Source organism: Streptomyces sp. NPDC087422, assembly GCF_044744145.1.
In the GTDB taxonomy this organism is placed as follows: Bacteria; Actinomycetota; Actinomycetes; order Streptomycetales; family Streptomycetaceae; genus Actinacidiphila.
Map to the genome: position 1 here is coordinate 247,081 of NZ_JBIUXT010000001.1, position 23,676 is coordinate 270,756.

The window sequence follows — 23,676 nt, forward strand, 5'->3', positions numbered from 1 at the left end:
GTGGACGCGGGATGGTGATGGACAGCGCGCTGCGCCCGGTTCTCGTCGTCTGTGTGGCGGTCGGGGTCTCGCTGGTCGTGGGGTGGACCGTCGACCGCTCCCTGCGCAAGGTGGACGGCCGGCACCCGGAGACCCCGCTGTGGCATCTGCTGCGCCGCTGCGGCATACCCCTCCAGGTGGTGATCTGCACCGCCATACTGCGCGGCGGCTACCGGTCCGCCCATCTGGCGAAGGACCACGCGGAGGCCGTCGGCCAGTTCCTCGTGCTGGTGCTGATCGCCGCGTCCGGCTGGCTGGTGGTACGGGTCGCCGCCGCGGTCATCGACTCCTCGTACGCGCGCTATGTCGCGGTCAGCCACGACGTGCCCAAGATCCGCCGCCTGCGCACCCAGCTCACGCTGATCCAGCGGGTGTTCACCGCGATCGTGACGGTCATCGTCGTCGCGTCGATGCTCTTCACCTTCCCCGCGATGCGGACGGTCGGGGCGTCGGTGCTGGCCTCCGCGGGCATCATCGGCATCGTCGCCGGTGTGGCCGCCCAGTCCACGCTCGCGAATCTCTTCGCCGGTCTCCAGATCGCCTTCGGCGACATGGTGCGGATCGGCGACACCGTGGTCGTGGAGGGCCAGTGGGGTGTGGTCGAGGAGATCACCCTCACCTTCCTGAGCGTGCGCACCTGGGACGAGCGGCGGATCACGATGCCGGTGTCGTACTTCACCAGCAATCCGTTCGAGAACTGGTCGCGCGGCGACCCGCGGATGACCGGCACCGTCCTGCTGCACCTGGACCACTCGGCGCCGGTGGCGCTGATGCGCAAGCGGCTGCTGGAGATCCTGGAGAGCTGCGCGGAGTGGGACCGCAGGGCGTGGGGGCTCGTCGTGATCGACTCCACCCCGACCACGATCCAGGTCAGAGCGCTGGCCACCGCGAAGGACTCGGACGACATCTTCAACCTGCGCTGCATCGTCCGCGAGCAGCTGATCGACTGGCTGCGCTGCGAGCACCCGTACGCGCTGCCCCGGCTCAGCACCGCGCCCGCGCCCGGCCAGGAGCAGGACCCGGGCCGGGAGGCGGCCCCGGCGCCGGAATCGGGCGACCTGGGCCCGGGACCGGGCACCAGGTAAGAGGCTCTTACGCCCCCACGGGGCCCTCACGCTGCGGGGCGTTACGGCAGTGAGAGGCTCTCACCTGTCAGCCGCGCATCGAGCGCAGGTCCAGCTGGCGCAGCACCCGGTCGACGACCTCCGGGTCGTACCCCGCCTCGCTGCGCGCCGACAGCACCTCGTGCCGGGCGGCGGACATCATCTCGTCCTGGATGCGGCGGACCGACTTGAGCCGCTTGACGCGCTTGGCGTGGCTCTCGCGCCGCTCGTCGTCCACGATGTCCGGGCAGATCCGCGCGCCGAGGTCGAAGGCGCGGCGGTGCAGCAGCTCCGACAGGTCGTCGCTCAGCGGCTCGACGGACTCGATGTCGCGCAGCCGCGCCTTGGCGGCCGTCATGGCCCGCAGCGCCAGCATCTTCTCCAGGTCGTGCTCGGCGTCGATGTCGCTGCGCACCCCGAGCCGTTTCACCAGCCACGGCAGCGTCAGCCCCTGGAGCACCAGGGTGCTGAGCACCACCGCGAAGGCGATGAACAAGATCTCCGTGCGGGCCGGGAAGCCGTCACCGCTGTCGGTGGTCAGCGGGATGGCCAGGGCCAGCGCGACGGACGCCACCCCGCGCATCCCCGACCACCACATGATGACGCTCTCGCGCCAGCTCATCGGGATGTCCTCGTCCAGGTCGCGCAGCTTGTGCATCTTGCGCGCCGCCCAGGTCGCGGGCAGCAGATACAGCAGCCGCACGCCGATGACCACCGCGACCACTATGGCGGCGTGCCGCACCATCGGGCCCCAGTCGCCCGCGCCGACCCGGAACACATTGTGCAGTTCGAGGCCGATCAGGCCGAAGGCGATGCCGGTGACGAGGGTGTCGACGATCTCCCAGAAGGTGTTGCCCGCCAGACGGGCCGTCACGTCGTCGGCCTCGAAGGCGTATTCGGCCAGGAACAGCGCGGTGGTGAGCACGGCCAGGACCCCGGAGCCCCCGAACTCCTCGGCCAGCGCGTAGGAGGCGAAGGGCACCAGCAGTGACAGGCCGATCTGCAAGGTGGGGTCGCCGACCACGCCCATCAGCTTGTTGGCGCCCCAGCCGAGGGCCAGGCCGACCGCGATCGCGACCACGGCGGACAGCACGAGCTCCAGGGCCGCGTGGGGCGCGGAGAAGTTGCCGGACAGCGCCGCCGCGACGGCCACGTGGTACAGCACGATGGCGGTGACGTCGTTGAACAGCCCCTCGCCCTCCAGGATGGAGATCATGCGCCGGGGCAGTCCGAGGCTGCCCGCGACGGCCGTGGCGGCCACCGGGTCGGGCGGCGCCACGAGCGCGCCGAGCGCGAAGGCCCCGGCCAGCGTGATCTCCGGCACGACCGCGTCGGCGACCGCCGCCACCGCGGCCGTGGTGACGAAGACCAGCGCGACCGCGAGCAGGAAGATCGCCCGCCGGTTCGCGGCGAACTGCCGCCAGGAGGTGCGCTGTACGGACGCGTAGAGCAGCGGGGGCAGCACCAGCGGCAGGATCAGATCGGGGTCGATCTGGACGTTGGGCACCTGCGGGAGCAGCGCGAGGACCCCGCCGAGCAGCGTCATCAGGACCGGCGAGGGCAGCCCGATCCGGTCGCTGAGCGGCACCATGACGATGGCCGCGAGCATGAGGAAGAAGAAGAGAGCGAGCTGATCCACGGCGTCACGATGCCACACCGGCTCCGCGCCGCCGGACCCGCGGCCGCCCCGCCGTGCCTTTCACCGGCCCCGATACGGCTACTCGCTGTCGGCGCGGATCACGTCGAGCGCGTGCCGGAGGTCGTCCGGGTACTCGCTGCTGAACTCCACCCAGCGCCCGTCCGAGGGGTGTTCGAAGCCCAACTGCTTGGCGTGCAGCCACTGCCGGGTCAGGCCCAGGCGCTTGGCGAGCGTCGGGTCGGCGCCGTAGGTGATGTCGCCGACGCAGGGGTGGCGGTGCGCGGACATGTGCACCCGGATCTGGTGGGTGCGGCCGGTCTCCAGCTTGATGTCCAGCAGGCTGGCGGAGCGGAACGCCTCGATGAGGTCGTAGTGCGTCACGGACGCCTTGCCGTCGGCGACGACGGCCCACTTGTAGTCGTGGTGGGGGTGACGGCCGATCGGCGCGTCGATCGTGCCGCTCATCGGGTCCGGGTGGCCCTGCACCAGAGCGTGGTAGCGCTTGTCCACGACGCGGTCCCTGAACTGCGCCTTGAGCAGGGTGTACGCCCGCTCGGACTTGGCGACCACCATCAGGCCAGAGGTGCCGACGTCGAGCCGGTGCACGATGCCCTGGCGCTCGGCGGCGCCCGAGGTGGAGATCCGGTATCCGGCGGCGGCGAGGCCGCCGATCACGGTGGTGCCGGTCCAGCCGGGGCTCGGGTGGGCGGCGACGCCGACCGGCTTGAGGACGACGACGATGTCCTCGTCGTCGTGGACGATCTCCATGCCCTCGACCGGCTCCGCGACGATCCGCACCGGGGCGGCGGCCTCGGGCATCTCGACCTCCAGCCACGCCCCGCCGTGCACCCGCTCGGACTTCCCCGCGGCCGACCCGTCGATCGACACCTTGCCCGCCGCCGCCAGCTCCGCGGCCTTCGTCCGCGAGAAGCCGAACATCCGGGCGATGGCGGCGTCGACACGCTCGCCCTCGAGGCCGTCGGGCACGGGCAGGGAACGGATTTCCGGAACGGTACTCACCACACGAGTATGCCGGACCCGCCGCCCCCGGCCGTACCAGTGCGGGACCGGGTGCCTCCTGCGGGAGTCAGTCCTCGCGGTGGACGGTGCCGTCCGGGTCGACGCCGCGGAAGGAGAGCAGGACGATCAGGGCGCCGCCGCAGCAGATGGCGGAGTCGGCGAGGTTGAAGACGGCGAAGTGCTCGGGTGCGATGAAGTCCACCACCCGGCCCTGGAAGCCGCCGGGAGCGCGGAAGACGCGGTCGGTGAGGTTGCCGAAGGCGCCGCCGAGGAGCAGGCCGAGCGCGACGGCCCACGGCAGGCTGTGCAGACGGCGGGAGAGCCGGGCGATCACGACGATGACACCGGCCGCGATCATCGTGAAGACGATCGTCATGCCCTGCCCCATGCCGAAGGCCGCCCCGGCGTTGCGGATCGCGTCCAGCCGCAGGTAGTGGCCGAAGACGTTGACCGGCTCGTGGTTCTCCAGGCTGGTGACCACCCAGATCTTGGAGAGCAGGTCGAGGAGGTACGCCAGCGCCGCCACCCCGATCAGGGTGACGATCCGGCGCCGCCGCCGCGAGACGGCCTGCGGCCCGGCGGGCTCGTCGCCCCGCGCCGCCCCTTCCGTCCCGTCCGCCGCCGGAGCGGCCTGCTCCGACGGCTCGGCGACGCCCGACTCCTCGACGCCCGTCCCGCCGTCAGGCGTCGCGTCCGGCGTCTCCTCCGGCGTGGTGATGGTGCGCTCCGCTTCCGTCACGTGAGTCCCTCAGCCTTTGTGCTCCGTGCCCGCCAGGCCGAATCCTGACTGATGACGAGGGTACGGCACACCCGTACGACCGGGGCCGTCCGCGGGCGGAGCCCTCAGCGCCGCTCCTGCTTCTGCTTGCAGTCCAGGCACAGCGTGGCCCGCGGGAACGCCTGCATGCGGGCCTTGCCGATCGGATTGCCGCAGGACTCGCAGAGGCCGTACGTGCCCTCGTCCAGCCGCTCCAGGGCGTGCCTGGTCTGCGCCAGCATCTCGCGGGTGTTGGCGGCCAGCGCCATCTCGTACTCGCGGGTGATGTTCTTGGTGCCGGTGTCGGCCTCGTCGTCACCCGCGCCGTCGCCCGAGTCGCGCAGCAGGCCCGCCACGGCCGCCTCCGAGGAGCTGATGCCCTCCGTGAGCCGCTGGACCTCGCCCAGCAGCTCGGCGCGGGCCTCCTCGACCTCTTCCGGCGTCCACGGGTCCTCACCGGGGAGGACGGCCAGGCCGCCGGGGCCCGCGGTGCGGGCGGCGGGCACCGCGGACGCGGCCCCCGTGGTCGCGGCCGTACCCGCCGCGGTCTTCTTCGCTGCCACCTTGCCGGCTCCCGTCTTCTTCGCCGTACGGCCCGTCGCCGCCTTTTCGGCCGCCGCCTTCTTCGCGGCCGTCTTCTTCGCCGGCGCCTTCGCGGCGGCGGCCTTCCCTGCCGGAGCCGTTTCCCTGGCTGCCGTCTTCTTCGCCGCCGCCTTCTTCGCCGCCGTCTTCTTGGCTGCCTTCTTGGCCGGGGCCTTCTTGGCAGCCGCCTTCTTCCGCGGTGCCTCCTCGGCCGCGTCGCCCTCCTCCGCATCGATGGCGACCGTGACCGTACGCACGGACTTCCTCGCCGCCGCGGGCCCGCGGGCAGGCGCCACGGACGCCCCGGTCACACCGGGATGGTCGGAGCCGGCCGCAGGCCGTCCCCTTTTCTTCACGACCATGGCCGCGACCCCTTCACATCCGTGATCTTGTTCGCGAATCGTGCCGGAAACGGTAAATCGGCTCCGGACCCGCGGCAACGGGGCGCGCTGCCTGGCCGACCGGTCCGCCCCGGAGGGCGGGCAGGTCTGCATCCGTTGTGCCCAGCTCACCGCCAGGTATTCCGGTACCTGGCGGTAACGATCCGTGACAGTCGCCGTCGGGGCGCGCGGAGCAGGCCATTCGGGTCAGTGGGCGGCCCGCGTAAACCGTTCGGCCGGGCCGCTCCCAGCGCCGTACACTGAGCGCAGCGAAAGGCGTGGATGGGACGAGTAGCGCCGCACGCAGCCATGAGCGACCCGGGGACGGTGGAAGCCCGGGGGTGTGCGCGGTGCGAAGATCACCCCGGAGCCGCCGGAAGAAAGCCCGCGGGAGGCCCCTCAAGGCCCCCGGGCGAGTAGAACCGGCGTCGCTGCCCCAATGAGGGGGCGGTGGGTTTCCCCGTGTGCGGGGCGCCTCCACCGCCAAGGAGGGTGGTACCGCGGGAGCGCTCGCTCTCGTCCCTTCGACGGAGTACGCACCAGTGTCCGCCGGAGGAAACCACCGATGAGCGACCACCAGACCGCGCAGGGACAGCCGCAGCCGCCGCAGTACCGGCCGGTGCCCGCCCAGGTCGACCTGCCCGCCCTCGAACACGAGGTGCTCGACCTCTGGAGCGAGCGGAAGACCTTCGCCCGTTCCGTCGAGCAGAGCCGCGGACTGCCCGACTGGGTCTTCTACGAGGGCCCGCCGACCGCCAACGGCATGCCCGGCGCCCACCACATCGAGGCCCGCGTCTTCAAGGACGTCTTCCCCCGCTTCAAGACCATGCAGGGCCACCACGTGACCCGCAAGGCCGGCTGGGACTGCCACGGGCTGCCGGTCGAGCTGGCGGTGGAGAAGGAACTGGGCTTCACCACCAAGCAGGACATCGAGGACTACGGCGTCGCGGAGTTCAACGCGAAGTGCCGCGAGTCGGTGACCCGGTACACCGACGCCTTCACCGACCTGACCACGCGCATGGGCTACTGGGTCGACCTCGACAACGCCTACCGGACGATGGACCCGGAGTACGTCCAGTCCGTGTGGTGGTCGCTCAAGCAGATCTTCGACAAGGGCCTGCTGGTCCAGGACTACCGGGTGGCGCCCTGGTGCCCGAAGGACCAGACCGGCCTGTCCGACCACGAACTGGCCCAGGGCTACGAGACGGTCGTCGACCCGTCGGTCTTCGTCCGCTTCCCGCTGACCGGCGGCCCGCTGGCGGGCGAGGCCGCGCTGCTGGTGTGGACGACCACGCCCTGGACGCTGGTCTCCAACACCGCCGTCGCCGCGCACCCCGACGTGACGTACGTCGTCGCCACCGACGGCACCGAGAAGCTGGTCGTCGCCGAGCCGCTGCTCGGCAAGGCGCTGGGCGAGGGCTGGACGGCGACCGGGCAGTCCTTCACCGGCCGCGAGATGGAACGCTGGACGTATCAGCGGCCGTTCGACCTCGTCGAGATCCCGGACGCGCACTATGTGGTGAACGCCGAGTACGTCACCACCGAGGACGGCACGGGCCTGGTCCACCAGTCCCCCGCCTTCGGTGAGGACGACCTCAAGACCTGCCGCGCGTACGGCCTTCCGGTGGTCAACCCGGTGCGCCGCGACGGCACCTTCGAGCCGGACGTGCCCCTGGTCGGCGGGGTCTTCTTCAAGAAGGCCGATGAGGCGCTGGTCGCCGAACTCCAGGCTTCGGGACGGCTGTTCCGGCACCTGCCGTACGAGCACAGCTACCCGCACTGCTGGCGCTGCCACACCGCGCTGCTCTACTACGCGCAGCCGTCCTGGTACATCAGGACCACGGCGGTCAAGGACGCCCTGCTGCGGGAGAACGAGAAGACCAACTGGCACCCGGACTCGGTCAAGCACGGCCGCTTCGGCGACTGGCTGAAGAACAACGTCGACTGGGCGCTGTCGCGCAACCGCTACTGGGGTACGCCGCTGCCGATCTGGCGCTGCGAGGACGGCCATCTGACCTGTGTCGGCTCGCTGGCCGAACTCGGCGAACTGACCGGCACCGACCAGTCCGGGCTCGACCCGCACCGCCCGTACATCGACGCGGTCACCTTCGGCTGCCCGTCCTGCGGCGGCACCGCGACCCGCGTCCCCGAGGTGATCGACGCCTGGTACGACTCGGGTTCGATGCCGTTCGCGCAGTGGGGCTACCCGTTCCACAACAAGGAGGTCTTCGAGCGCACGTACCCGGCGCAGTTCATCGCGGAGGCGATCGACCAGACCCGCGGCTGGTTCTACACGCTGATGGCCATCGGCACGCTCGTCTTCGACAGGTCGAGTTACGAGAACGTGGTCTGCCTCGGCCACATCCTCGCCGAGGACGGCCGCAAGATGTCCAAGCACCTGGGCAACATCCTCCAGCCGATCCCGCTCATGGACCAGCACGGCGCCGACGCGGTGCGCTGGTTCATGGCGGCCGGCGGCTCCCCGTGGGCGGCCCGCCGGGTCGGCCACGGCACGATCCAGGAGGTCGTCCGCAAGACGCTGCTCACGTACTGGAACACGGTCGCCTTCCAGGCGCTGTACGCCCGTACGTCCGGCTGGGCCCCCTCGGCGGCCGACCCGGCCGTCGAGGACCGCCCGCTGCTCGACCGCTGGCTGGTCGGCGAGCGGAACGTGCTGGTGCGCGAGGTGACCGACGCGCTGGAGTCGTACGACACCCAGCGCGCGGGCAAGCTGCTGTCGGCCTTCGTGGACGACCTGTCGAACTGGTACGTGCGCCGTTCGCGGCGCCGCTTCTGGCAGGGCGACCCGGCCGCGCTGCGCACCCTGCACGACGTGGTGGAGACCGTGACGCGGCTGATGGCCCCGCTGGTGCCGTTCATCACCGAACGGGTCTGGCAGGACCTGGTGGTGCCGGTGGTCCCCGGTGCCCCCGACTCCGTCCACCTCTCGTCCTGGCCCGTCGTGGACGAGAGGCACGTCGACCCGGCCCTGTCGGAGCGGATGCTGCTCGTACGGCGGCTGGTCGAGCTGGGCCGTGCCACGCGCGCGGAGTCCGGTGTCAAGACGCGTCAGCCGCTGTCGCGCGCGCTGGTCGCCGCCGCGGGCTTCGAGGGGCTCTCGGCCGAGCTGCGGGCGCAGATCACCGAGGAGTTGAACGTCAGCTCCCTGGCGTCGCTGTCCGAGGTCGGCGGGTCGCTGGTCGACACCACGGCCAAGGCCAACTTCCGCGCGCTGGGCAAGCGTTTCGGCAAGGGCGTCCAGGCCGTGGCGGCCGCGGTCGCCGCCGCCGACGCGGCGGCCCTGTCGGCGGCGCTGCGCGACGGCGGTACGGCCTCGGTGGTCGTGGACGGCGAGGAGGTCGCGCTCGCTCCTGAAGAGGTCATCATCACCGAGACCCCGCGCGAAGGGTGGTCGGTCGCCTCCGACTCCGGCGCCACGGTCGCGCTCGACCTGGAGATCACTCCCGAACTCCGCCTGGCCGGGCTCGCCCGCGACGCCATCCGGCTGATCCAGGAGGCCCGCAAGACCTCCGGCTTCGACGTGGCCGACCGGATCCACGTCCGCTGGGCCACGGCCGAGCCCGACGTCTCGACGGCCCTGTCCGCCCACGCCCCGCTCATCTCCGAGGAGGTCCTGGCGGACAGCTTCACCGACGCGTCGGCCGATGCCTCCTTCGGCCCGGCGTTCACGGACGAGTCCCTGGCCCTGACCTTCCACCTGCGCAAGAGCTGAGCCCCGTAGGGGGCGAAGTCCCCTACGCACGGTGGTCGTCGCACAGAACAGGGCCGGGCCCCGCGGGGAAAAAGGATTCCCCGGGGGCCCGGCCCTGTGTGGTGCGAGTCCAGCCGACCGCTAGGTCAGTTGTCGTCCTCGTCGATCAGGAAACCGCGCATCGGCGTCGGCGCCTGCTGCATCGGCTGCGGCGCCTGCGGCCGTACCGGTGCCATCGGCTGGGTCATGGCAGGAGACATCTGCTGCTGGCCGCCGTACGTCGGGCCGGGGGTGTGACCGCCGCCCATGCCCTGACCGCCGTAGGACGGCGCGGAGCCCGCGTGTCCCATACCGGCGCCCGCGCCTGCCGGTGCCATGCCGTTGCCCATACCGCCGTTGCCCATGGATCCGCCCATCGAGCCGCCCATGGTGGACGCGGCCGGGAGGGAGGGAGCCGCGGGGGTGGTACGCGGCGGAGCCAGCGAGTCGTCGGCCTGGTTCTCGAGCTGACGGAGCTGGGACTCCAGGTAGGACTTCAGACGCGTGCGGTACTCGCGCTCGAAGCCGCGCAGGTCCTCGACCTTGCGCTCCAACGTGGCGCGGGCGGACTCCAGGGAGCCCATCGCGACGCGGTGCTTCTCCTGGGCGTCCCGCTCAAGAGCGTCCGCCTTGGCGCGGGCGTCCCGCTCCAGGCCCTCGGCGCGGCTGCGGGCCTCGCCGACGATCTTGTTGGCCTCGGAACGCGCTTCCGCGATGGCCTGGTCCGCCGTCTGCTGCGCGAGCGAGAGCACGCGGGCGGCGCTGTCGCCACCGGGTCCCTGCTGCTGCATCGGGTGGTGCTGCTGCTGTTGCTGCTGCATCGGGTGCTGGCCCATCGGACCAGGCCCCTGCTGCTGCATCGGGTGCTGGCCCATCGGACCAGGCCCCTGCTGCTGCATGGGGTGCCCCATCTGCTGCATCGGGCCGGGCCCGTGCTGCTGCTGGGCGCTGGGGCCGGGCGGCAACTGCGGCATACCGCCCTGCTGCTGCGGCGGACCCATCTGCTGCTGCGGCACCGGCTGCGGACCGGATATGGCAGCGGGCACCGGCCGGTCCTGCTGTTCGGGCTTGCGCATGCCCTGTTGCTGGTTCTGGGCGGCGGCACGGGTGGCCGCGGCCAGTTTGGCGCGCAAGTCCTCGTTTTCGCGGAGCAATCGAGTCAGCTCCGCCTCCACCTCGTCGAGGAAGGCGTCGACCTCATCCTCGTCATAGCCCTCTCGGAGGCGGACGGTCGTGAACTGCTTGTTCCGAACGTCCTCGGGGGTCAGCGGCATCTCTTCACCTCAACGTGATCGTCGACATATCGGGAGCCCGCACCGTTCACATCAAGTTCCCCACGACGGAGATCAGGATGTACACGATGATCATCAATACGAAGAAGGACAGGTCGAGCGCCACGCCCCCGAGACGTAGCGGCGGGATGAACCGCCGCAAGAGCTTGAGTGGCGGATCGGTGACAGTGTAGGTGCCCTCCAGGACCACCACCATCGCCTTCCCAGGGTGCCATGAACGGGCGAACTGGAAGACGTAATCCATCACCAATCGGAAGATCAGCACAAACAGGAAGCAGTACAGCGCGATGTACAGCACCTGGAGTGCGACACTCATCGCGCTTCCCTCTCCCCTGCTCGTCTTCGGCCCGGTGGCCGGGTCCCTGCGGTTGCGTCTCGTTCAGCTCTGGTTGAAGAACCCGCCCTCGGCGATCCGGGCTTTGTCCTCCGCCGTGACATCGACGTTAGCAGGCGACAGGAGGAACACCTTCTGCGTCACCCGCTCGATGCTTCCGTGAAGACCGAAGACCAGGCCGGCGGCGAAGTCGACAAGACGCTTCGCGTCCGTGTCGTCCATCTCCGTCAGATTCATGATCACCGGCGTTCCCTCGCGGAAGTGTTCCCCGATGGTACGGGCTTCGTTGTAGGTCCGGGGGTGCAGTGTCGTGATCCGGTACGGCTCTCGCTCTGACACGACCTTGGGCATGATCACCGGTGCGTTCTTCTCCAGGCTGTGACGTTCGGGTGTGATGGACGCCACGGGGGCGATCCGCGGTTCACGGGGCGCCGGGGCGTGTACGAGACGCGCCGGTTCGTCCTGCGACGACTGGTGCTGGCTCTGTGGTACGTGCTGCGGTACGTGCTGGCTGACCTGCTGCTGACGGCGAGGGGCACGCTCGGGGTCGGCGCTGGCCCGTGCTGCGGGCGGAGCGGCCATCTCGGGCTCGAACTCGTCGTCGGGGTCAAATCCCGGCCCGTCGTATCCGTCGTCCTCCACGAGGCCGAGGTAGACCGCCATCTTGCGCATCGCGCCGGCCATGCTCTGCGTCCTCTCAGCGGGGTTGCGGTCCTCGGCCGCCGCTCGGACGGCCGCCACACCATATTTATGCTGTGGTCCGACTTGTTGGTGACGTTACCCGAGCCCGGGACGGACTCCGAGTACCGCCGTACCGACGCGTACATGTGTCGCTCCGGCCGCAACGGCTTCGTCGAGGTCCTGGCTCATCCCTGCCGAGACCATGGTCGCAGCCGGATAGGTCTCGCGCAGGCCGGATGAGATTTCCATCAACCGATCGAAGGCGGCGCGGGGTTGGCCCGCGTACGCCCCGGCCAGCGGCGCGACGGTCATCAGGCCGTCGAGACGCAGCCCCGGTGCCGCCGCGATCGCGTCGGCGAGCGCGGCGACCGCGTCGGGTGCCACCCCGCCGCGCTCTCCCTGAGCGCCCGACTCCGCGTCCAGGGCGACCTGAACGAGGCACCCGAGCCGCTTTTCCGCGGCGGTCGCCGCGGTCGACAGCGCGCCGGCCAGCCGGAGCCGGTCGACCGAGTGCACATGATCAGAGTAACGGACCACTGAACGAGCCTTGTTGGTCTGCAACTGCCCCACAAAATGCCAAGTAAGCGGAAGATCGGCGCACGCCGCCGCCTTGGGCGCGGCGTCCTGGTCGCGGTTCTCCGCCACATGCCGGACGCCGAGGCCGGCCAGCAGCCGGACGTCGCTCGCCGGATAGGTCTTGGTGACCACGATCAGGGTCACGTCCGCGCGGTCCCGCCCGGCCGCCTCGCAGGCGGCGGTGATCCGCTTCTCGACACGGTCCAGATTCGCGGCGAGTTCCGCGCGCCTGGCGCCGTCCTCGGCCTCGGGGTCGGTCTGATGCTCGGTCACGCGGCGCCGTCCAGCCAGACGTAGCCCGCCAGGCGACCGGTGACACCGTCGCGGCGGTAGGAGAAGTGATCGGCGGACTCCAGGGTGCACACACCCGCGCCCGGCCCGTCGGATGATCCGGCGCTCGGCCCGAGGTTCACTCCGGCGCGCGCGAGTTGGGCGCGCACCCCCGAAGCCACGTCGACCGCCGGAGTGCCCCAGCTCGTCTCGGCGTACGCCTCCGGCACCGCCCGGGCGACCTCGTCCCGCATCGCGGCGGGCACTTCATAGCACTTTCCGCACACGGCGGGTCCGAGCAGCGCGGTGATCCGCGCGGGGTCGGCCCCCCGCGCCGTCATCGCCTCGACGGCGGCGGGCACCACACCCGCGACCAGTCCCGGCCGTCCCGCGTGCGCGGCGGCCACGACACCGGCCACCGGGTCGGCGAGCAGTACGGGCACGCAGTCGGCGGTGAGTACGGCGAGCGTGAGGTCGGCGCGGGTGGTGACGAGCGCGTCGACGGCCGGGACCGGCCGGTCGCCCCACGGGGCGTCCACGACGGCGACCTCGCGGCCGTGCACCTGGTTCATCCACACCACCCGGTCGGGGTCGCGGCCGAGATCGGCCGCGGCGCGCTCGCGGTTGGCGCGTACGGCGGCGGGGTCGTCCCCCACCGCGCCGCCGAGGTTGAGGCTGTCGTGCGGAACGGCGCTCACCCCGCCCCACCGGTCGGTGAAGGCGAAGTGCGCGCCGCTCGCTGTCTGGCGGTGCCCTATCACTTCAAGAAGTCGGGTACGTCGAGCTCTTCGGCCGCGGTGTCCTGGTAGGGACGGGCCGGCGGCACGTGCGGGGGCGGGACCGGGGTCGGCGCCTCCGCGACGGGCTCGTTGTCGCTGTCGCGGTCCGACGAGGCGACCGGGACACTGCCGAGGCCGGTGTACGAGGTCGCCGGGCGGGCGGGTTCGGGCTGGCTGGCGATCCGGGCGCCGGAGGCGGGGGTCGTGTCGCGGTATCCGTCGAGCGCCTTGGCGCTGCTCTTGGTGGGCGGCTGGCCGCCGTCGAACCCGGCGGCGATCACGGTAACCCGCACCTCGTCGCCGAGCGCGTCGTCGATGACCGCGCCGAAGATGATGTTGGCCTCGGGGTGGGCCGCCTCGCTGACGAGTTGGGCCGCCTCGTTGATCTCGAACAGGCCGAGGTCGGAGCCGCCGGAGATGGAGAGCAGCACCCCGCGGGCGCCGTCGATGGAGGCTTCGAGCAGCGGCGAGGAGATCGCCATCTCGGCGGCGGCGACCGCACGGTCGTCACCGCGTGCGGAGCCGATGCCCATGAGGGCCGAACCCGCCTCGGACATCACGGACTTCACGTCGGCGAAGTCGAGGTTGATCAGGCCGGGGGTGGTGATCAGGTCGGTGATGCCCTGCACGCCGGAGAGCAGGACCTGGTCGGCCGAGCGGAAGGCGTCGAGCACGCTGACCTGGCGGTCCGAGATGGACAGCAGACGGTCGTTGGGGATGACGATCAGGGTGTCGACGTTCTCCCGCAGCCCCGCGATGCCGTCCTCCGCCTGGTTGGCGCGACGGCGGCCCTCGAAGGTGAAGGGGCGGGTGACGACCCCGATGGTCAGGGCGCCGAGCGAGCGGGCGATGTTGGCGACGACGGGTGCGCCGCCGGTGCCGGTGCCGCCGCCCTCACCCGCGGTGACGAAGACCATGTCGGCGCCCTTGAGCACCTCTTCGATCTCCTCGCGGTGGTCCTCGGCGGCCTTGCGGCCCACGTCGGGGTTGGCCCCGGCGCCGAGGCCCCGGGTCAGTTCACGGCCGACGTCGAGCTTGACGTCGGCGTCGCTCATCAGGAGGGCCTGCGCATCGGTGTTGATCGCGATGAACTCGACGCCCTTGAGACCGACCTCGATCATCCGGTTGATGGCGTTGACGCCACCGCCGCCGATGCCGACGACCTTGATGACTGCGAGGTAGTTCTGCGGTGCTGCCACGTCGAAGGCCTCTCGCCTCGAGTTACGTATCTTGTGGGACGGTCGGTACGCTCGCCGATGCCGTTCCGAACCCTAACCGTGAGGTTTAGGGTTACCAGTATGCATGTCCCATGTGTTCCTTGGGACGAGACACTAAGTCGACAAGCGGTAGTGGTTCAACGAACACGCCGAACCTACCGTTTTTCTTTTGACCCTATGTGATCACGTCACCGGCTGGTGGGCCAGGGGTCGAATAATGCCATAAGGGGCGTCAACTCCCTGACGCCGCAGGGGCGCTGGGGGCACTCACGTCGTAGTGGGAGGCGTGTGGCTGGACCTTCAGGAGCGCATTGAGCACCGCGGCCTTCCGCGCGCCCTGTTCCGCGCTCCCCCACATCACGCTGCGTCCGCGCGAGAGTTCGACGGTGATGTTGTCGTAGGAACGGACCCGGATCGCGGTCGCCTGGCCGTGCAGCGATTCCGGAAGATCGGCGGCGACCGCAATGGCGGCCCGCAGCAGGCTCTTTGTTCCGAAATGCCGAAGGCTCGGCGACTGATCCGGCGTCAATTGCACGAGCGGTACACCGCGCGGCGCGGTGTCGACCGTCGCGAATCGCACACCGCCCGGGTCCACTTCGGTGAACTTGTCGCCGCTTTTCAGTACGGCGGAGGCCGTTCGTTCGGTCACTTTCACCCGGACCGTGTGCGGCCACGACCGTTCCACGTCCACATGGTCGATCCGCGGCAGCGCGGTGAGCAGCCGCCTGCGGACCGCGCCGGTGTCCACCGAGGCCAGCGCGCCGCCCAGCGGTACGCCCGCGGCGCGCTCGATCTGCTGCGGCGTCAGCACGTCGTTGCCCGTGACGGTCACGCGCGTGGCGCGGAACCAGGAGGAGCCGTAGACGGCCCAGGTGCCGCCCGCGACGAGGACGGTGAGGACGACCAGTGCGATGATCGCCGTCCGGCGGCTGGGGAGGGTCAGCCGGGGGCGCGGGCGCCGTCCGGCGCCGGGCGCCGCCCCGTCCCGGTCGGCGCCGACCGGCTTCGCTTGCGTCCCGGTCACCCCGGTCACCCGGCCTCCCCGCGTCGACGGATGCGGAGCGCGTCCGCGCCCCGCGGGCCCTATCGTGCCAGGCCCGGTCCGCCGCGCCGCGGGACACGCCCTCGGCGCGGCGGCCACCGTCAGCGGCGGCCCGCGGCCACCGCCTCGTACACCATGGCGACCAGCAGGTCGTCCGCGTCGCGGCGGCCGAACTCGGCTGCCGCGCGCGACATGTCGTACAGGCGGTGCGGGTCCGTCAGGACGGGCAGCACGTGTCCCAGCACCCAGTCGGGGGTGAGTTCGGCGTCGTCGACCAGCAGGCCGCCGCCGGCCTTCACCAGCGGCTGGGCGTTGAGCCGCTGTTCGCCGTTGCCGATGGGCAGCGGCACGTAGGCGGCGGGCAGTCCGACCGCGGACAGTTCGGCGACGGTCATGGCACCGGCCCGGCAGAGCATCATGTCGGCGGCGGCGTAGGCGAGATCCATCCGGTCGACGTAGGGCACCGGGCGGTACGGCGGCATGCCGGGCATGTTGTCGGACCGCGGGAGTTCGTTCTTGGGGCCGACCGCGTGCAGGATCTGCACGCCGGACTGCTGGAGCCGCGGCGCGACGGTGGCGATCACCTCGTTGAGCCGCCGGGCGCCCTGGGAGCCGCCGGAGACCAGCAGGGTGGGCAGGTTCTGGTCGAGGCCGAACGCGTGCCGGGCCTCGGGGCGGGCGGCGGCCCGGTCGAGGGTGGCGATGGTGCGGCGCAGCGGGATGCCGATGTAACGGGCGTCGCGCAGCTTGCTGTCGGGGGTGGAGACGGCGACCGCGTGCGCGTACCGCGACCCGATCTTGTTGGCCAGGCCCGGCCGCGCGTTGGCCTCGTGCACGACGATCGGCACGCCGAGCCGCTTGGCGGCCAGGTAGCCGGGCAGCGCCACGTAGCCGCCGAAGCCGACCACGCAGTCCGCCTTGGTGCGTTCCAGGATCTGCTCGGCGGCCTTGATGGTGCCGCGCAGCCGTCCGGGGACGGTGATCAGTTCCGGGGTGGGGCGGCGCGGCAGCGGGACGGCCGGGATGAGCGCCAGTTCATAACCGCGTTCCGGCACCAGCCTGGTCTCCAGGCCCTTCTCGGTGCCGAGGGCCGTGATGCCCACGGTCGGGTCCTGCCTGCGCAGGGCATCGGCGAGCGCGAGCGCAGGCTCGATGTGGCCGGCGGTCCCCCCGCCGGCGAGTACGACATGCACCGAAATTCACCGCTCTCCGGACGGCCGCCTGGTGACGTACCGCCGCATCGTCCGTGTCATTGCCCCGCTGAAAGCACTACGCCCCCGCATGGCCAGGGCCGCTCGCGCTCCGGGCTCGTTTCTCGCGAAGGAGATGAGCAGCCCGATCGCGAACATGGTCGGCAGGATGGCTGAACCTCCGTAGGAGAACAGCGGGAGCGGGACTCCGGCGATCGGCAGCAGGCCGAGCACCGCACCGATGTTGATCACGGCCTGCGCCGTGATCCAGGTGGTCACGCCACCCGCTGCGAACCTGACGAAGGGGTCCTCCGTACGACCGGCCACGCGGATACCCGCGTAGCCTAGTGCCGCGAAGAGGGCGAGTACCGACAGCGTCCCCGCCAGACCCAATTCCTCCCCGGTTACGGCGAAGATGAAGTCGGTGTGCGGCTCCGGGAGTTCACCCCATTTTTCCACACTCGCCCCGAGTCCCGACCCGAACCAGCCACCGGAGGCGAGGGCGTAGATCCCGTGCACGGCCTGCCAGCACTGGTCGTTGGTGCCGGGGTCGGTGGCGGCGATGCAGTGCAGCCGGCCCATCCGGTTGGGGCTGGTGATGATGGCCAGGGCCGCCAGCGCCGCCGCGCCGGACAGCACGCCCGCGAAGAGCCGGGTGGGGGCGCCCGCGAGCCAGAGCATGCCGAAGAGGATCGCGGTGAGGATCATCGTGGTGCCCATGTCGCCGCCGAGCATGATCAGTCCGAGCAGCAGGAACGTCACGGGCACGAGCGGCACCAGCAGGTGCTTCCACTGGATCAGCAGATTCCGGTCGCCCTTGCGGGCGAGCAGGTCGGCGCCCCACATGACCAGGGCCAGCTTGCCGAATTCGCTGGGCTGGATCTGGAACGGGCCGCCGATGGAGATCCAGTTGGTGTTGCCGTTGACCGTCTGCCCTATTCCGGGGACCTGGACCAGGCACATCAGGAAGACGGCGCCGAGCAGCAGCGGGTACGCGAGCGCGCGGTGCAGTCTGACCGGCATCCGGGCGGCGGCGTAGAGCAGCACGGAGCCGAGGGCGACCGCGAGGAGCTGCTTGCGGAAGTAGTACGTGGACGGCAGGCCGTAGCGCAGCGCCTGGATCATCGAGGCGGAGTACACCATCACCAGGCCGAGCACGGTGATCAGCAGGGCCGCGCCGAGGATGACGTAGTACGCCGTCAGCGGGCGGTCCCAGGCGGCGCGTACCCGCTCGGGGAGCCGGGCGGCGCCCCGGAGCGCGCTGCCGCGCTGCCGGGCCGGGTACGTGCTCATACCCGCCCCCCGCGGGGGCGGTGCGCGGGGCGGCGGGGGGACGCAGTGGCCGTCATGGGACCTCCATCGGAGCGAGGGCGCCGCACGACACCTGCGGCTAGGGCTCGTCGCTGTCGCTGTCGGCGGCGCCCAGGCGCCGGACGGCTTCCGCGAACATATCGCCGCGCTCGTTGTAATTGGCGAACATGTCCATCGACGCACAGGCCGGTGCCAGCAGAACGGTGTCGCCGGGCTGGGCCCGGTCGCGTGCCACGGCGACGGCGGCGGCCATCGCCCCAGTGTCGGTCCGGCCCAGCTCGACCACCGGGACCTGGGGGGCGTGTCGCGCGAGCGCTTCACGGATCAGGGCGCGGTCGGCGCCGATCAGCACGGCGGCCCGCAGCCGGTCGGCGGACTTGATGACCAGGTCGTCGAAGACCGCGCCCTTGGCGAGGCCGCCGGCGAGCCAGACGATCGACGGGTACGCGGCCAGCGACGCCTCGGCCGCGTGGGTGTTGGTGGCCTTGGAGTCGTCGACCCAGGTGATGCCGTCGCGGGTGGCGACCTCGGCGATGCGGTGCGCGTCCGGGCGGAAGGCCCGCAGGCCCTCGCGTACGGCGGCCGGTTCGACGCCGTAGGCGCGGGCGAGGGCGGCGGCGGCCAGCGCGTTGGCGATGTTGTGCGGGGCCGGCGGGTTGACGTCGGCGGTCTCGGCCAGCTCCTGCGCGCTGTTGACCCGGTCGTCCACGAAGGCGCGGTCGACCAGGATGCCGTCGACCAGGCCGAAGTCGGAGGGCCGGGGCGCGTCGAGGGTGAAGCCGATCGCCCGGCAGCCCTCTTCGACGTCGGCCTCGCGGACCAGCCGCTCGGTCTCGGGGTCGGCGCGGTTGTAGACGCAGGCGACCTGGTTGCCCTGGTAGATCCGGCCCTTGTCGGCGGTGTACGCCGCCATCGAGCCGTGCCAGTCGAGGTGGTCGGGCGCCAGGTTGAGCACGGCGGCGGAGTGCGGGCGGATGCTGGGCGCCCAGTGGAGCTGGTAGCTGGACAGCTCGACGGCGAGGACGTCGTACGGCTCGTCGCCGAGGACCGCGTCCAGCAGGGAGACGCCGATGTTGCCGACGGCCGCGGTGCGCAGGCCCGCCGCGGTGAGGATCGCGGCGAGCATGCGGGTGGTGGTGGTCTTGCCGTTGGTGCCGGTGACCGCGAGCCAGGGGGCCGCGCCGGGTTTCCTGAGCCGCCAGGCCAGTTCGACGTCGCCCCAGATCTCCACGCCCGCCTTGGCGGCGGCCGTGAACAGCGGGCTGCTCGGCTTCCAGCCGGGGGCGGTGACCACGAGTTCGGTGCCCTCGGGCAGGGTCGCGCCGTCACCGAGGCGCACGGTGATGCCGAGCGCCTCCAGTTCGGCCGCCTCGGCCCGCTGCCGCTCGCCCGCGACGCCGTTGACGACGGTGACGCGGGCGCCGAGGGCGTGCAGCGCCTTCGCGGCGGGCACGCCGGAGACGCCGAGCCCGGCGACGGTGACGCGCAGGTCGGTGAAGTCGGGGTTCACGAAGCCCTGCCCGGCGGCGGACGGGGAGGCCGGAGACGCCGGGGACGCCGGGGACGCCGGGGAGTCGGTCGTCACGACGCGGCCACCCAGCCCGCGTAGAAGATGCCGAGTCCGACGGCCATGCACATGCCCTGGATGATCCAGAATCTGACCACGACCAGGACTTCGCTCCACCCCTTGAGTTCGAAGTGGTGCTGGAGTGGCGCCATCCGGAAGACCCGCTTGCCGGTGAGCCGGAAGGAGCCGACCTGGATGATCACGGACATCGTGATCAGGACGAAGAGACCGCCGAGGATGGCCAGCAGCATCTCGGTGCGGGAGCAGATCGCCAGGCCCGCGAGCGCGCCGCCCAGGGCCAGGGAGCCGGTGTCGCCCATGAAGATCTTGGCCGGTGAGGTGTTCCACCACAGGAAGCCGAAGCAGGCTCCCATCAGGGCCGCCGCGACCACCGCGAGATCGAGTGGGTCGCGGACCTCGTAACACGCGCCGTTGGCGCTGACCGGGGCCCCGCACCACTGGCCGTACTGCCACACGCCGATGACGGTGTAGGCGGCGAAGACCATGGTGGAGGCGCCGGTGGCCAGGCCGTCGAGGCCGTCGGTGAGGTTCACGCCGTTGGACATCGCCAGGATCATGAACAGCGCCCAGACCACGAAGATCACCGGGCCGATGGACCAGCCGAAGTCGGTGGTGAACGACAGCTTGGTGGAGGCCGGGGTCTGGCCGCGGGAGTCCTTGAAGTTCAGCGCGAGCGCCGCGAAGGCGATGCCGACGATGAGCTGGCCCGACATCTTCGCCTTGGCGCGCAGGCCGAGGCTGCGCTGCTTGACGATCTTGATGTAGTCGTCGAGGAAGCCGACCAGGCCCATACCGGCGAAGAGGAAGAGCACCAGCACGCCGGACATGGTCGGCTTGTCACCGGTGATCAGCTTGGTCGCCGCGTAGGCGATCAGCGTGGCCAGGATGAACGCGATACCGCCCATGGTGGGCGTGCCGCGCTTGCTGTGGTGCGCCTTCGGACCGTCGTCCCGGATCATCTGTCCGTAGCCCTTGCGGGCCAGCAGGCGGATCAACAGCGGTGTGCCGACCAGCGACAGGAAGAGCCCCAGGACGCCGGAGACGAGAATCTGCTTCACAGGGCGGCACCCTCACGGGCCGAGCCGTCGAAGCCGTCGGCTTCGAGCAGCGCCAGGGCGACGGACTCCAGGCCGACCGACCTCGATGCCTTCACCAGTACGACGTCCCCCGGGCGCACTTCGCTGCGCAACAGGTCGATCGCCGCCTCCGCGTCGGACACGTGCACCGACTCCTCACCCCACGAACCCTCGTTATAGGCGCCCATTTGCAGCCAGGCGGCTTCGGTACCGCCCACGGCCACGAGCTTGCTGACGTTGAGCCGGACGGCCAGCCGCCCCACCGCGTCGTGCTCGACGAGTGCTTCCCCGCCGAGTTCGGCCATCTTTCCGAGCACCGCCCACGTGCGCCCCCCGCGCGCCTGTGTGGATCTGCCCATCGCTGCGAGTGTGCGCAGGGCAGCCCTCATGGATTCGGGGTTCGCGTTGTAGGCGTCGTTGACGACCGTCACGCCGTCGGGCCGCTCGGTGACCTCCATGCGCCAGTGCGAGAGCGTGCCGGCCTCGGAGAGCGCGGTGGCGATCTCGTCGACGGGCATGCCCAGTTCACGGGCTACGGCGGTCGCGGCGAGCGCGTTCGACACGTGGTGCTCACCGTACAGGCGCAAGGTCACCTCGGCGCACCCGGTGGGTGTTCGCAGCGTGAAGACGGCCTGACCCCGGTCGTTGAGCCGGACATTCTCGGCGGTCACCTCGACGTCCACGCCGTCGACCGACCTGGCCGACTCGCCGAAGTACACGACGCGCGCCTTGGTACGGGAGGCCATGGCGCGGACCAGCGGGTCGTCGGCGTTGAGTACGGCGATGCCGCCCTCGGCCGCCGCGGGCAGCGCCTCGACCAGCTCGCCCTTGGCCTGGGCGATCTGCTCCCGGCCGCCGAACTCGCCGATGTGCGCGCTGCCGACGTTGAGCACCAGGCCGATCCGCGGCGGGGTCAGTCCGGTCAGGTAGCTGATGTGGCCGATACCGCGGGCGCCCATCTCCAGCACCAGGTGCCGGGTGTGCTCGTCGGCGCTCAGCGCGGTCAGCGGCAGCCCGATCTCGTTGTTCAGCGAGCCCGGTGTCCACACGGTGGGCGCGTGCCGCTCCAGGAGCTGCGCGATGAGGTCCTTGGTGCTGGTCTTGCCCGCGGAGCCGGTCAGCGCCACCACGGTGGCGCCCAGCCGCTCGATGACGTGCTTGGCGAGGGCGCCGAGCGCGGTCTGTACGTCGTCCACGACGATCGCGGGTACGCCGACCGGCCGGGTGGCGAGCACCGCCACGGCGCCCGCCGCGACCACGTCGGCGGCGAAGTCGTGGCCGTCGGCCTTGGCTCCGGCGAACGCCACGAAGAGCGCGCCGGGCACCACCTCGCGGGAGTCCCTGACCACCGGGCCGGTGACACGTACTTCCGTGTCCGGTATGTCGTGCGTGCTCCCGCCGACCGCGCGTGCGACCTCGGCGAGGGTGAGGGGGATCACAGTGCTTGTCGGTCCTTCTCGATCGCGGCGCGCAGCACCTCTCGGTCGTCGAAGGGGCGTACCTCTCCGGCGATGTCCTGGCCCTGTTCATGGCCCTTGCCCGCCACCACCACGATGTCGCCGGGCTCGGCCCGTGCGACGGCGGCGGCGACGGCGGCGGCTCTGTCGGGTTCGACGATGACGTGTCCGCGCTGCTGCGCGGGGACCTCGCACGCGCCGTTCAGCATCGCGGCGAGGATGGCCAGCGGGTCCTCCGACCGCGGGTTGTCGGAGGTCAGTACGGCGGTGTCGGCGAGCCGGGCGACCGCCGCGCCCATCGGCCCGCGCTTGGTGGTGTCGCGGTCGCCGCCGCAGCCGAGCACGGCGTGGATCCGGCCGCGGGTGGTCTTGCGCAGCGCGCGCAGCATCAGCTCCACGGCGTCGGTCTTGTGCGCGTAGTCCACGACCGCCAGATACGGCTGTCCCGCGTCGACCCGCTCCAGGCGGCCGGGGACGCCGGGGACGGCGGCGATGCCGTCGGCGGCGGTCTGCGGGTCGAGGCCCGCGGCGGCCAGCGCGGTGATCGCGGCCAGGGTGTTGGCGACGTTGAAGGGGCCGGGCAGCGGCGCGGTGGCGTCCACCCGCTCGCCCTTGGGGCCGAGCACGGTGAAGGTGCTGCCGTGCAGCCCCGCCTCGACGTCCTCGGCCCGCCAGTCCGCGTCCAGCCGCCCTTCGGCGGAGAAGGTGACCAGCGGCACGGTGGCCTCGCCGACCAGCCTGCGGCCGTACGCGTCGTCCAGGTTGACCACGCCGAGCCGGCTGCGGCGCGGGGTGAAGAGCTGCGCCTTGGCCTGGAAGTAGTCCTCCATGCCCGCGTGGAACTCCATGTGCTCGGGGCTGAGGTTGTTGAAGACGGCCACGTCGAACACCGCCCCGTCGACCCGGCCGAGCACCAGGGCGTGGCTGGAGACCTCCATGACCACCGACTCGACACCGCGTTCGCGCATCACGGCGAAGAGCGCCTGGAGGTCGGTGGCCTCCGGTGTGGTGCGCTCGCTCTTGATCCGGTCGTCGCCGATCCGGGTCTCGACGGTGCCGATGAGGCCGGTGCCGCCGTCGCGCGCGGCCCGCAGGCCGCCCTCGACGAGGTAGGCGGTGGTGGTCTTGCCCGACGTGCCGGTGATCCCGACCCGCAGCAGGCCGTCGCCCGGCTGGTCGTAGACGGCGGCGGCCAGCTCGCCCATCCGGGCCCGCGGGTCGTCCACGGTCAGGACGGGCAGTCCGGTGGCGGCGGCGCGCTCGGTGCCCGCCGGGTCGGTCAGTACGGCGACGGCTCCGGCGGCGGCGGCCTGCGCGGCGAAGTCCGCGCCGTGGAAGCGCGCGCCGGGCAGCGCCGCGTACAGGTCACCGGGGCGGACCGCGCGCGAGTCGTGCGTGATGCCGGTGACCTGCGCGGTGGGGCCGTCCGGCACCCGCGTACCGAGAGGTCCGGTGAGTTCCGCGAGTTCGTGCAGGGTTTTGGGGCGGATACGCGTCGGGCGCGGCGCGCCCGGCTGGGTGAGGGTGGGCTGATCAGCTTTGGGCACGGCGGTGAGGTTACCGGGCTGGCCGGGGTGCGAGCCAAAATTCAT

At 71.4% G+C, this 23,676-nt stretch carries 19 protein-coding genes; 2 read left to right on the forward strand and 17 right to left on the reverse strand.

Annotated features, from left to right (window positions below):
• The first annotated feature begins 17 nt into the window (after positions 1-17).
• Complete coding sequence (locus tag ACIO6U_RS01105; protein WP_401304987.1) at positions 18-1,124, forward strand: mechanosensitive ion channel family protein; 1,107 nt, start codon at positions 18-20, stop codon at positions 1,122-1,124.
• Between the two features lie 67 nt (positions 1,125-1,191).
• Here the strand turns inward: ACIO6U_RS01105 and ACIO6U_RS01110 are convergent, their stop codons facing one another.
• The 4 genes from ACIO6U_RS01110 to ACIO6U_RS01125 form a co-directional block, all read right to left on the reverse strand.
• On the reverse strand, positions 1,192-2,781 hold the full coding sequence (locus ACIO6U_RS01110) for a Na+/H+ antiporter (RefSeq protein ID WP_355334089.1): 1,590 nt from the start codon (positions 2,779-2,781) through the stop codon (positions 1,192-1,194).
• Positions 2,782-2,859: 78 nt separating this feature from the next.
• Positions 2,860-3,801, reverse strand: a complete 942-nt coding sequence (locus ACIO6U_RS01115; RefSeq protein WP_355334093.1) for an RluA family pseudouridine synthase — start codon at positions 3,799-3,801, stop codon at positions 2,860-2,862.
• Positions 3,802-3,868: 67 nt separating this feature from the next.
• Complete coding sequence (gene lspA, locus ACIO6U_RS01120; RefSeq protein WP_401714695.1) at positions 3,869-4,540, reverse strand: signal peptidase II; 672 nt, start codon at positions 4,538-4,540, stop codon at positions 3,869-3,871.
• Between the two features lie 104 nt (positions 4,541-4,644).
• Entirely contained in the window at positions 4,645-5,502 is an 858-nt protein-coding gene (locus ACIO6U_RS01125; RefSeq protein WP_401303743.1) for a TraR/DksA family transcriptional regulator, read from the reverse strand.
• Positions 5,503-6,085: 583 nt separating this feature from the next.
• Between ACIO6U_RS01125 and ileS the strand changes: the two genes are divergently transcribed.
• On the forward strand, positions 6,086-9,253 hold the full coding sequence (gene ileS / locus ACIO6U_RS01130) for an isoleucine--tRNA ligase (RefSeq protein ID WP_401714697.1): 3,168 nt from the start codon (positions 6,086-6,088) through the stop codon (positions 9,251-9,253).
• A 125-nt stretch (positions 9,254-9,378) separates the two neighbouring features.
• Here the strand turns inward: ileS and ACIO6U_RS01135 are convergent, their stop codons facing one another.
• From ACIO6U_RS01135 to ACIO6U_RS01195, 13 genes are all read right to left on the reverse strand, one after another.
• Entirely contained in the window at positions 9,379-10,545 is a 1,167-nt protein-coding gene (locus ACIO6U_RS01135) for a DivIVA domain-containing protein (protein WP_401714699.1), read from the reverse strand.
• Positions 10,546-10,591: 46 nt separating this feature from the next.
• A complete protein-coding gene (locus ACIO6U_RS01140) occupies positions 10,592-10,879 on the reverse strand; it encodes a YggT family protein (RefSeq protein ID WP_355334104.1) in 288 nt (95 codons plus the stop codon).
• Between the two features lie 63 nt (positions 10,880-10,942).
• Positions 10,943-11,581 (reverse strand): cell division protein SepF, encoded by a 639-nt coding sequence (locus tag ACIO6U_RS01145; RefSeq protein ID WP_188282131.1) that lies wholly within the window; start codon positions 11,579-11,581, stop codon positions 10,943-10,945.
• Positions 11,582-11,674: 93 nt separating this feature from the next.
• Positions 11,675-12,427 (reverse strand): YggS family pyridoxal phosphate-dependent enzyme, encoded by a 753-nt coding sequence (locus ACIO6U_RS01150; protein WP_401714701.1) that lies wholly within the window; start codon positions 12,425-12,427, stop codon positions 11,675-11,677.
• Complete coding sequence (gene pgeF / locus ACIO6U_RS01155) at positions 12,424-13,185, reverse strand: peptidoglycan editing factor PgeF (protein ID WP_355334110.1); 762 nt, start codon at positions 13,183-13,185, stop codon at positions 12,424-12,426. The genes ACIO6U_RS01150 and pgeF overlap by 4 nt, the downstream gene beginning before the upstream one ends.
• Positions 13,182-14,402, reverse strand: a complete 1,221-nt coding sequence (gene ftsZ / locus ACIO6U_RS01160; protein WP_355334113.1) for a cell division protein FtsZ — start codon at positions 14,400-14,402, stop codon at positions 13,182-13,184. Before ftsZ ends, pgeF begins: the two co-directional genes overlap by 4 nt.
• A gap of 250 nt (positions 14,403-14,652) precedes the next feature.
• Entirely contained in the window at positions 14,653-15,444 is a 792-nt protein-coding gene (locus ACIO6U_RS01165) for a cell division protein FtsQ/DivIB (RefSeq protein ID WP_401714704.1), read from the reverse strand.
• 119 nt (positions 15,445-15,563) lie between these two features.
• Positions 15,564-16,655 (reverse strand): undecaprenyldiphospho-muramoylpentapeptide beta-N-acetylglucosaminyltransferase, encoded by a 1,092-nt coding sequence (murG, locus tag ACIO6U_RS01170; protein ID WP_355334117.1) that lies wholly within the window; start codon positions 16,653-16,655, stop codon positions 15,564-15,566.
• Between the two features lie 6 nt (positions 16,656-16,661).
• Entirely contained in the window at positions 16,662-17,945 is a 1,284-nt protein-coding gene (ftsW, locus tag ACIO6U_RS01175; protein ID WP_355334118.1) for a putative lipid II flippase FtsW, read from the reverse strand.
• A 97-nt stretch (positions 17,946-18,042) separates the two neighbouring features.
• A complete protein-coding gene (gene murD / locus ACIO6U_RS01180) occupies positions 18,043-19,473 on the reverse strand; it encodes a UDP-N-acetylmuramoyl-L-alanine--D-glutamate ligase (RefSeq protein WP_355334707.1) in 1,431 nt (476 codons plus the stop codon).
• A 71-nt stretch (positions 19,474-19,544) separates the two neighbouring features.
• Complete coding sequence (mraY, locus tag ACIO6U_RS01185; RefSeq protein WP_188282125.1) at positions 19,545-20,609, reverse strand: phospho-N-acetylmuramoyl-pentapeptide-transferase; 1,065 nt, start codon at positions 20,607-20,609, stop codon at positions 19,545-19,547.
• A complete protein-coding gene (gene murF / locus ACIO6U_RS01190; protein WP_355334122.1) occupies positions 20,606-22,066 on the reverse strand; it encodes a UDP-N-acetylmuramoyl-tripeptide--D-alanyl-D-alanine ligase in 1,461 nt (486 codons plus the stop codon). Before murF ends, mraY begins: the two co-directional genes overlap by 4 nt.
• Entirely contained in the window at positions 22,063-23,676 is a 1,614-nt protein-coding gene (locus ACIO6U_RS01195) for a UDP-N-acetylmuramoyl-L-alanyl-D-glutamate--2,6-diaminopimelate ligase (protein ID WP_355334124.1), read from the reverse strand. Before ACIO6U_RS01195 ends, murF begins: the two co-directional genes overlap by 4 nt.

Excerpts from the sequence above, each read along its gene's own strand:
- ACIO6U_RS01105 (WP_401304987.1), top strand. The coding sequence starts at position 18 with ATGGACAGCGCGCTGCGCCCGGTTCTCGTCGTCTGTGTGGCGGTCGGG.
- ACIO6U_RS01125 (WP_401303743.1), bottom strand. The coding sequence starts at position 5,502 with ATGGTCGTGAAGAAAAGGGGACGGCCTGCGGCCGGCTCCGACCATCCC.
- ileS (WP_401714697.1), top strand. The coding sequence starts at position 6,086 with ATGAGCGACCACCAGACCGCGCAGGGACAGCCGCAGCCGCCGCAGTAC.
- ACIO6U_RS01135 (WP_401714699.1), bottom strand. The coding sequence starts at position 10,545 with ATGCCGCTGACCCCCGAGGACGTTCGGAACAAGCAGTTCACGACCGTC.
- ACIO6U_RS01140 (WP_355334104.1), bottom strand. The coding sequence starts at position 10,879 with ATGAGTGTCGCACTCCAGGTGCTGTACATCGCGCTGTACTGCTTCCTG.
- ACIO6U_RS01145 (WP_188282131.1), bottom strand. The coding sequence starts at position 11,581 with ATGGCCGGCGCGATGCGCAAGATGGCGGTCTACCTCGGCCTCGTGGAG.
- ftsW (WP_355334118.1), bottom strand. The coding sequence starts at position 17,945 with ATGAGCACGTACCCGGCCCGGCAGCGCGGCAGCGCGCTCCGGGGCGCC.
- ACIO6U_RS01195 (WP_355334124.1), bottom strand. The coding sequence starts at position 23,676 with ATGAATTTTGGCTCGCACCCCGGCCAGCCCGGTAACCTCACCGCCGTG.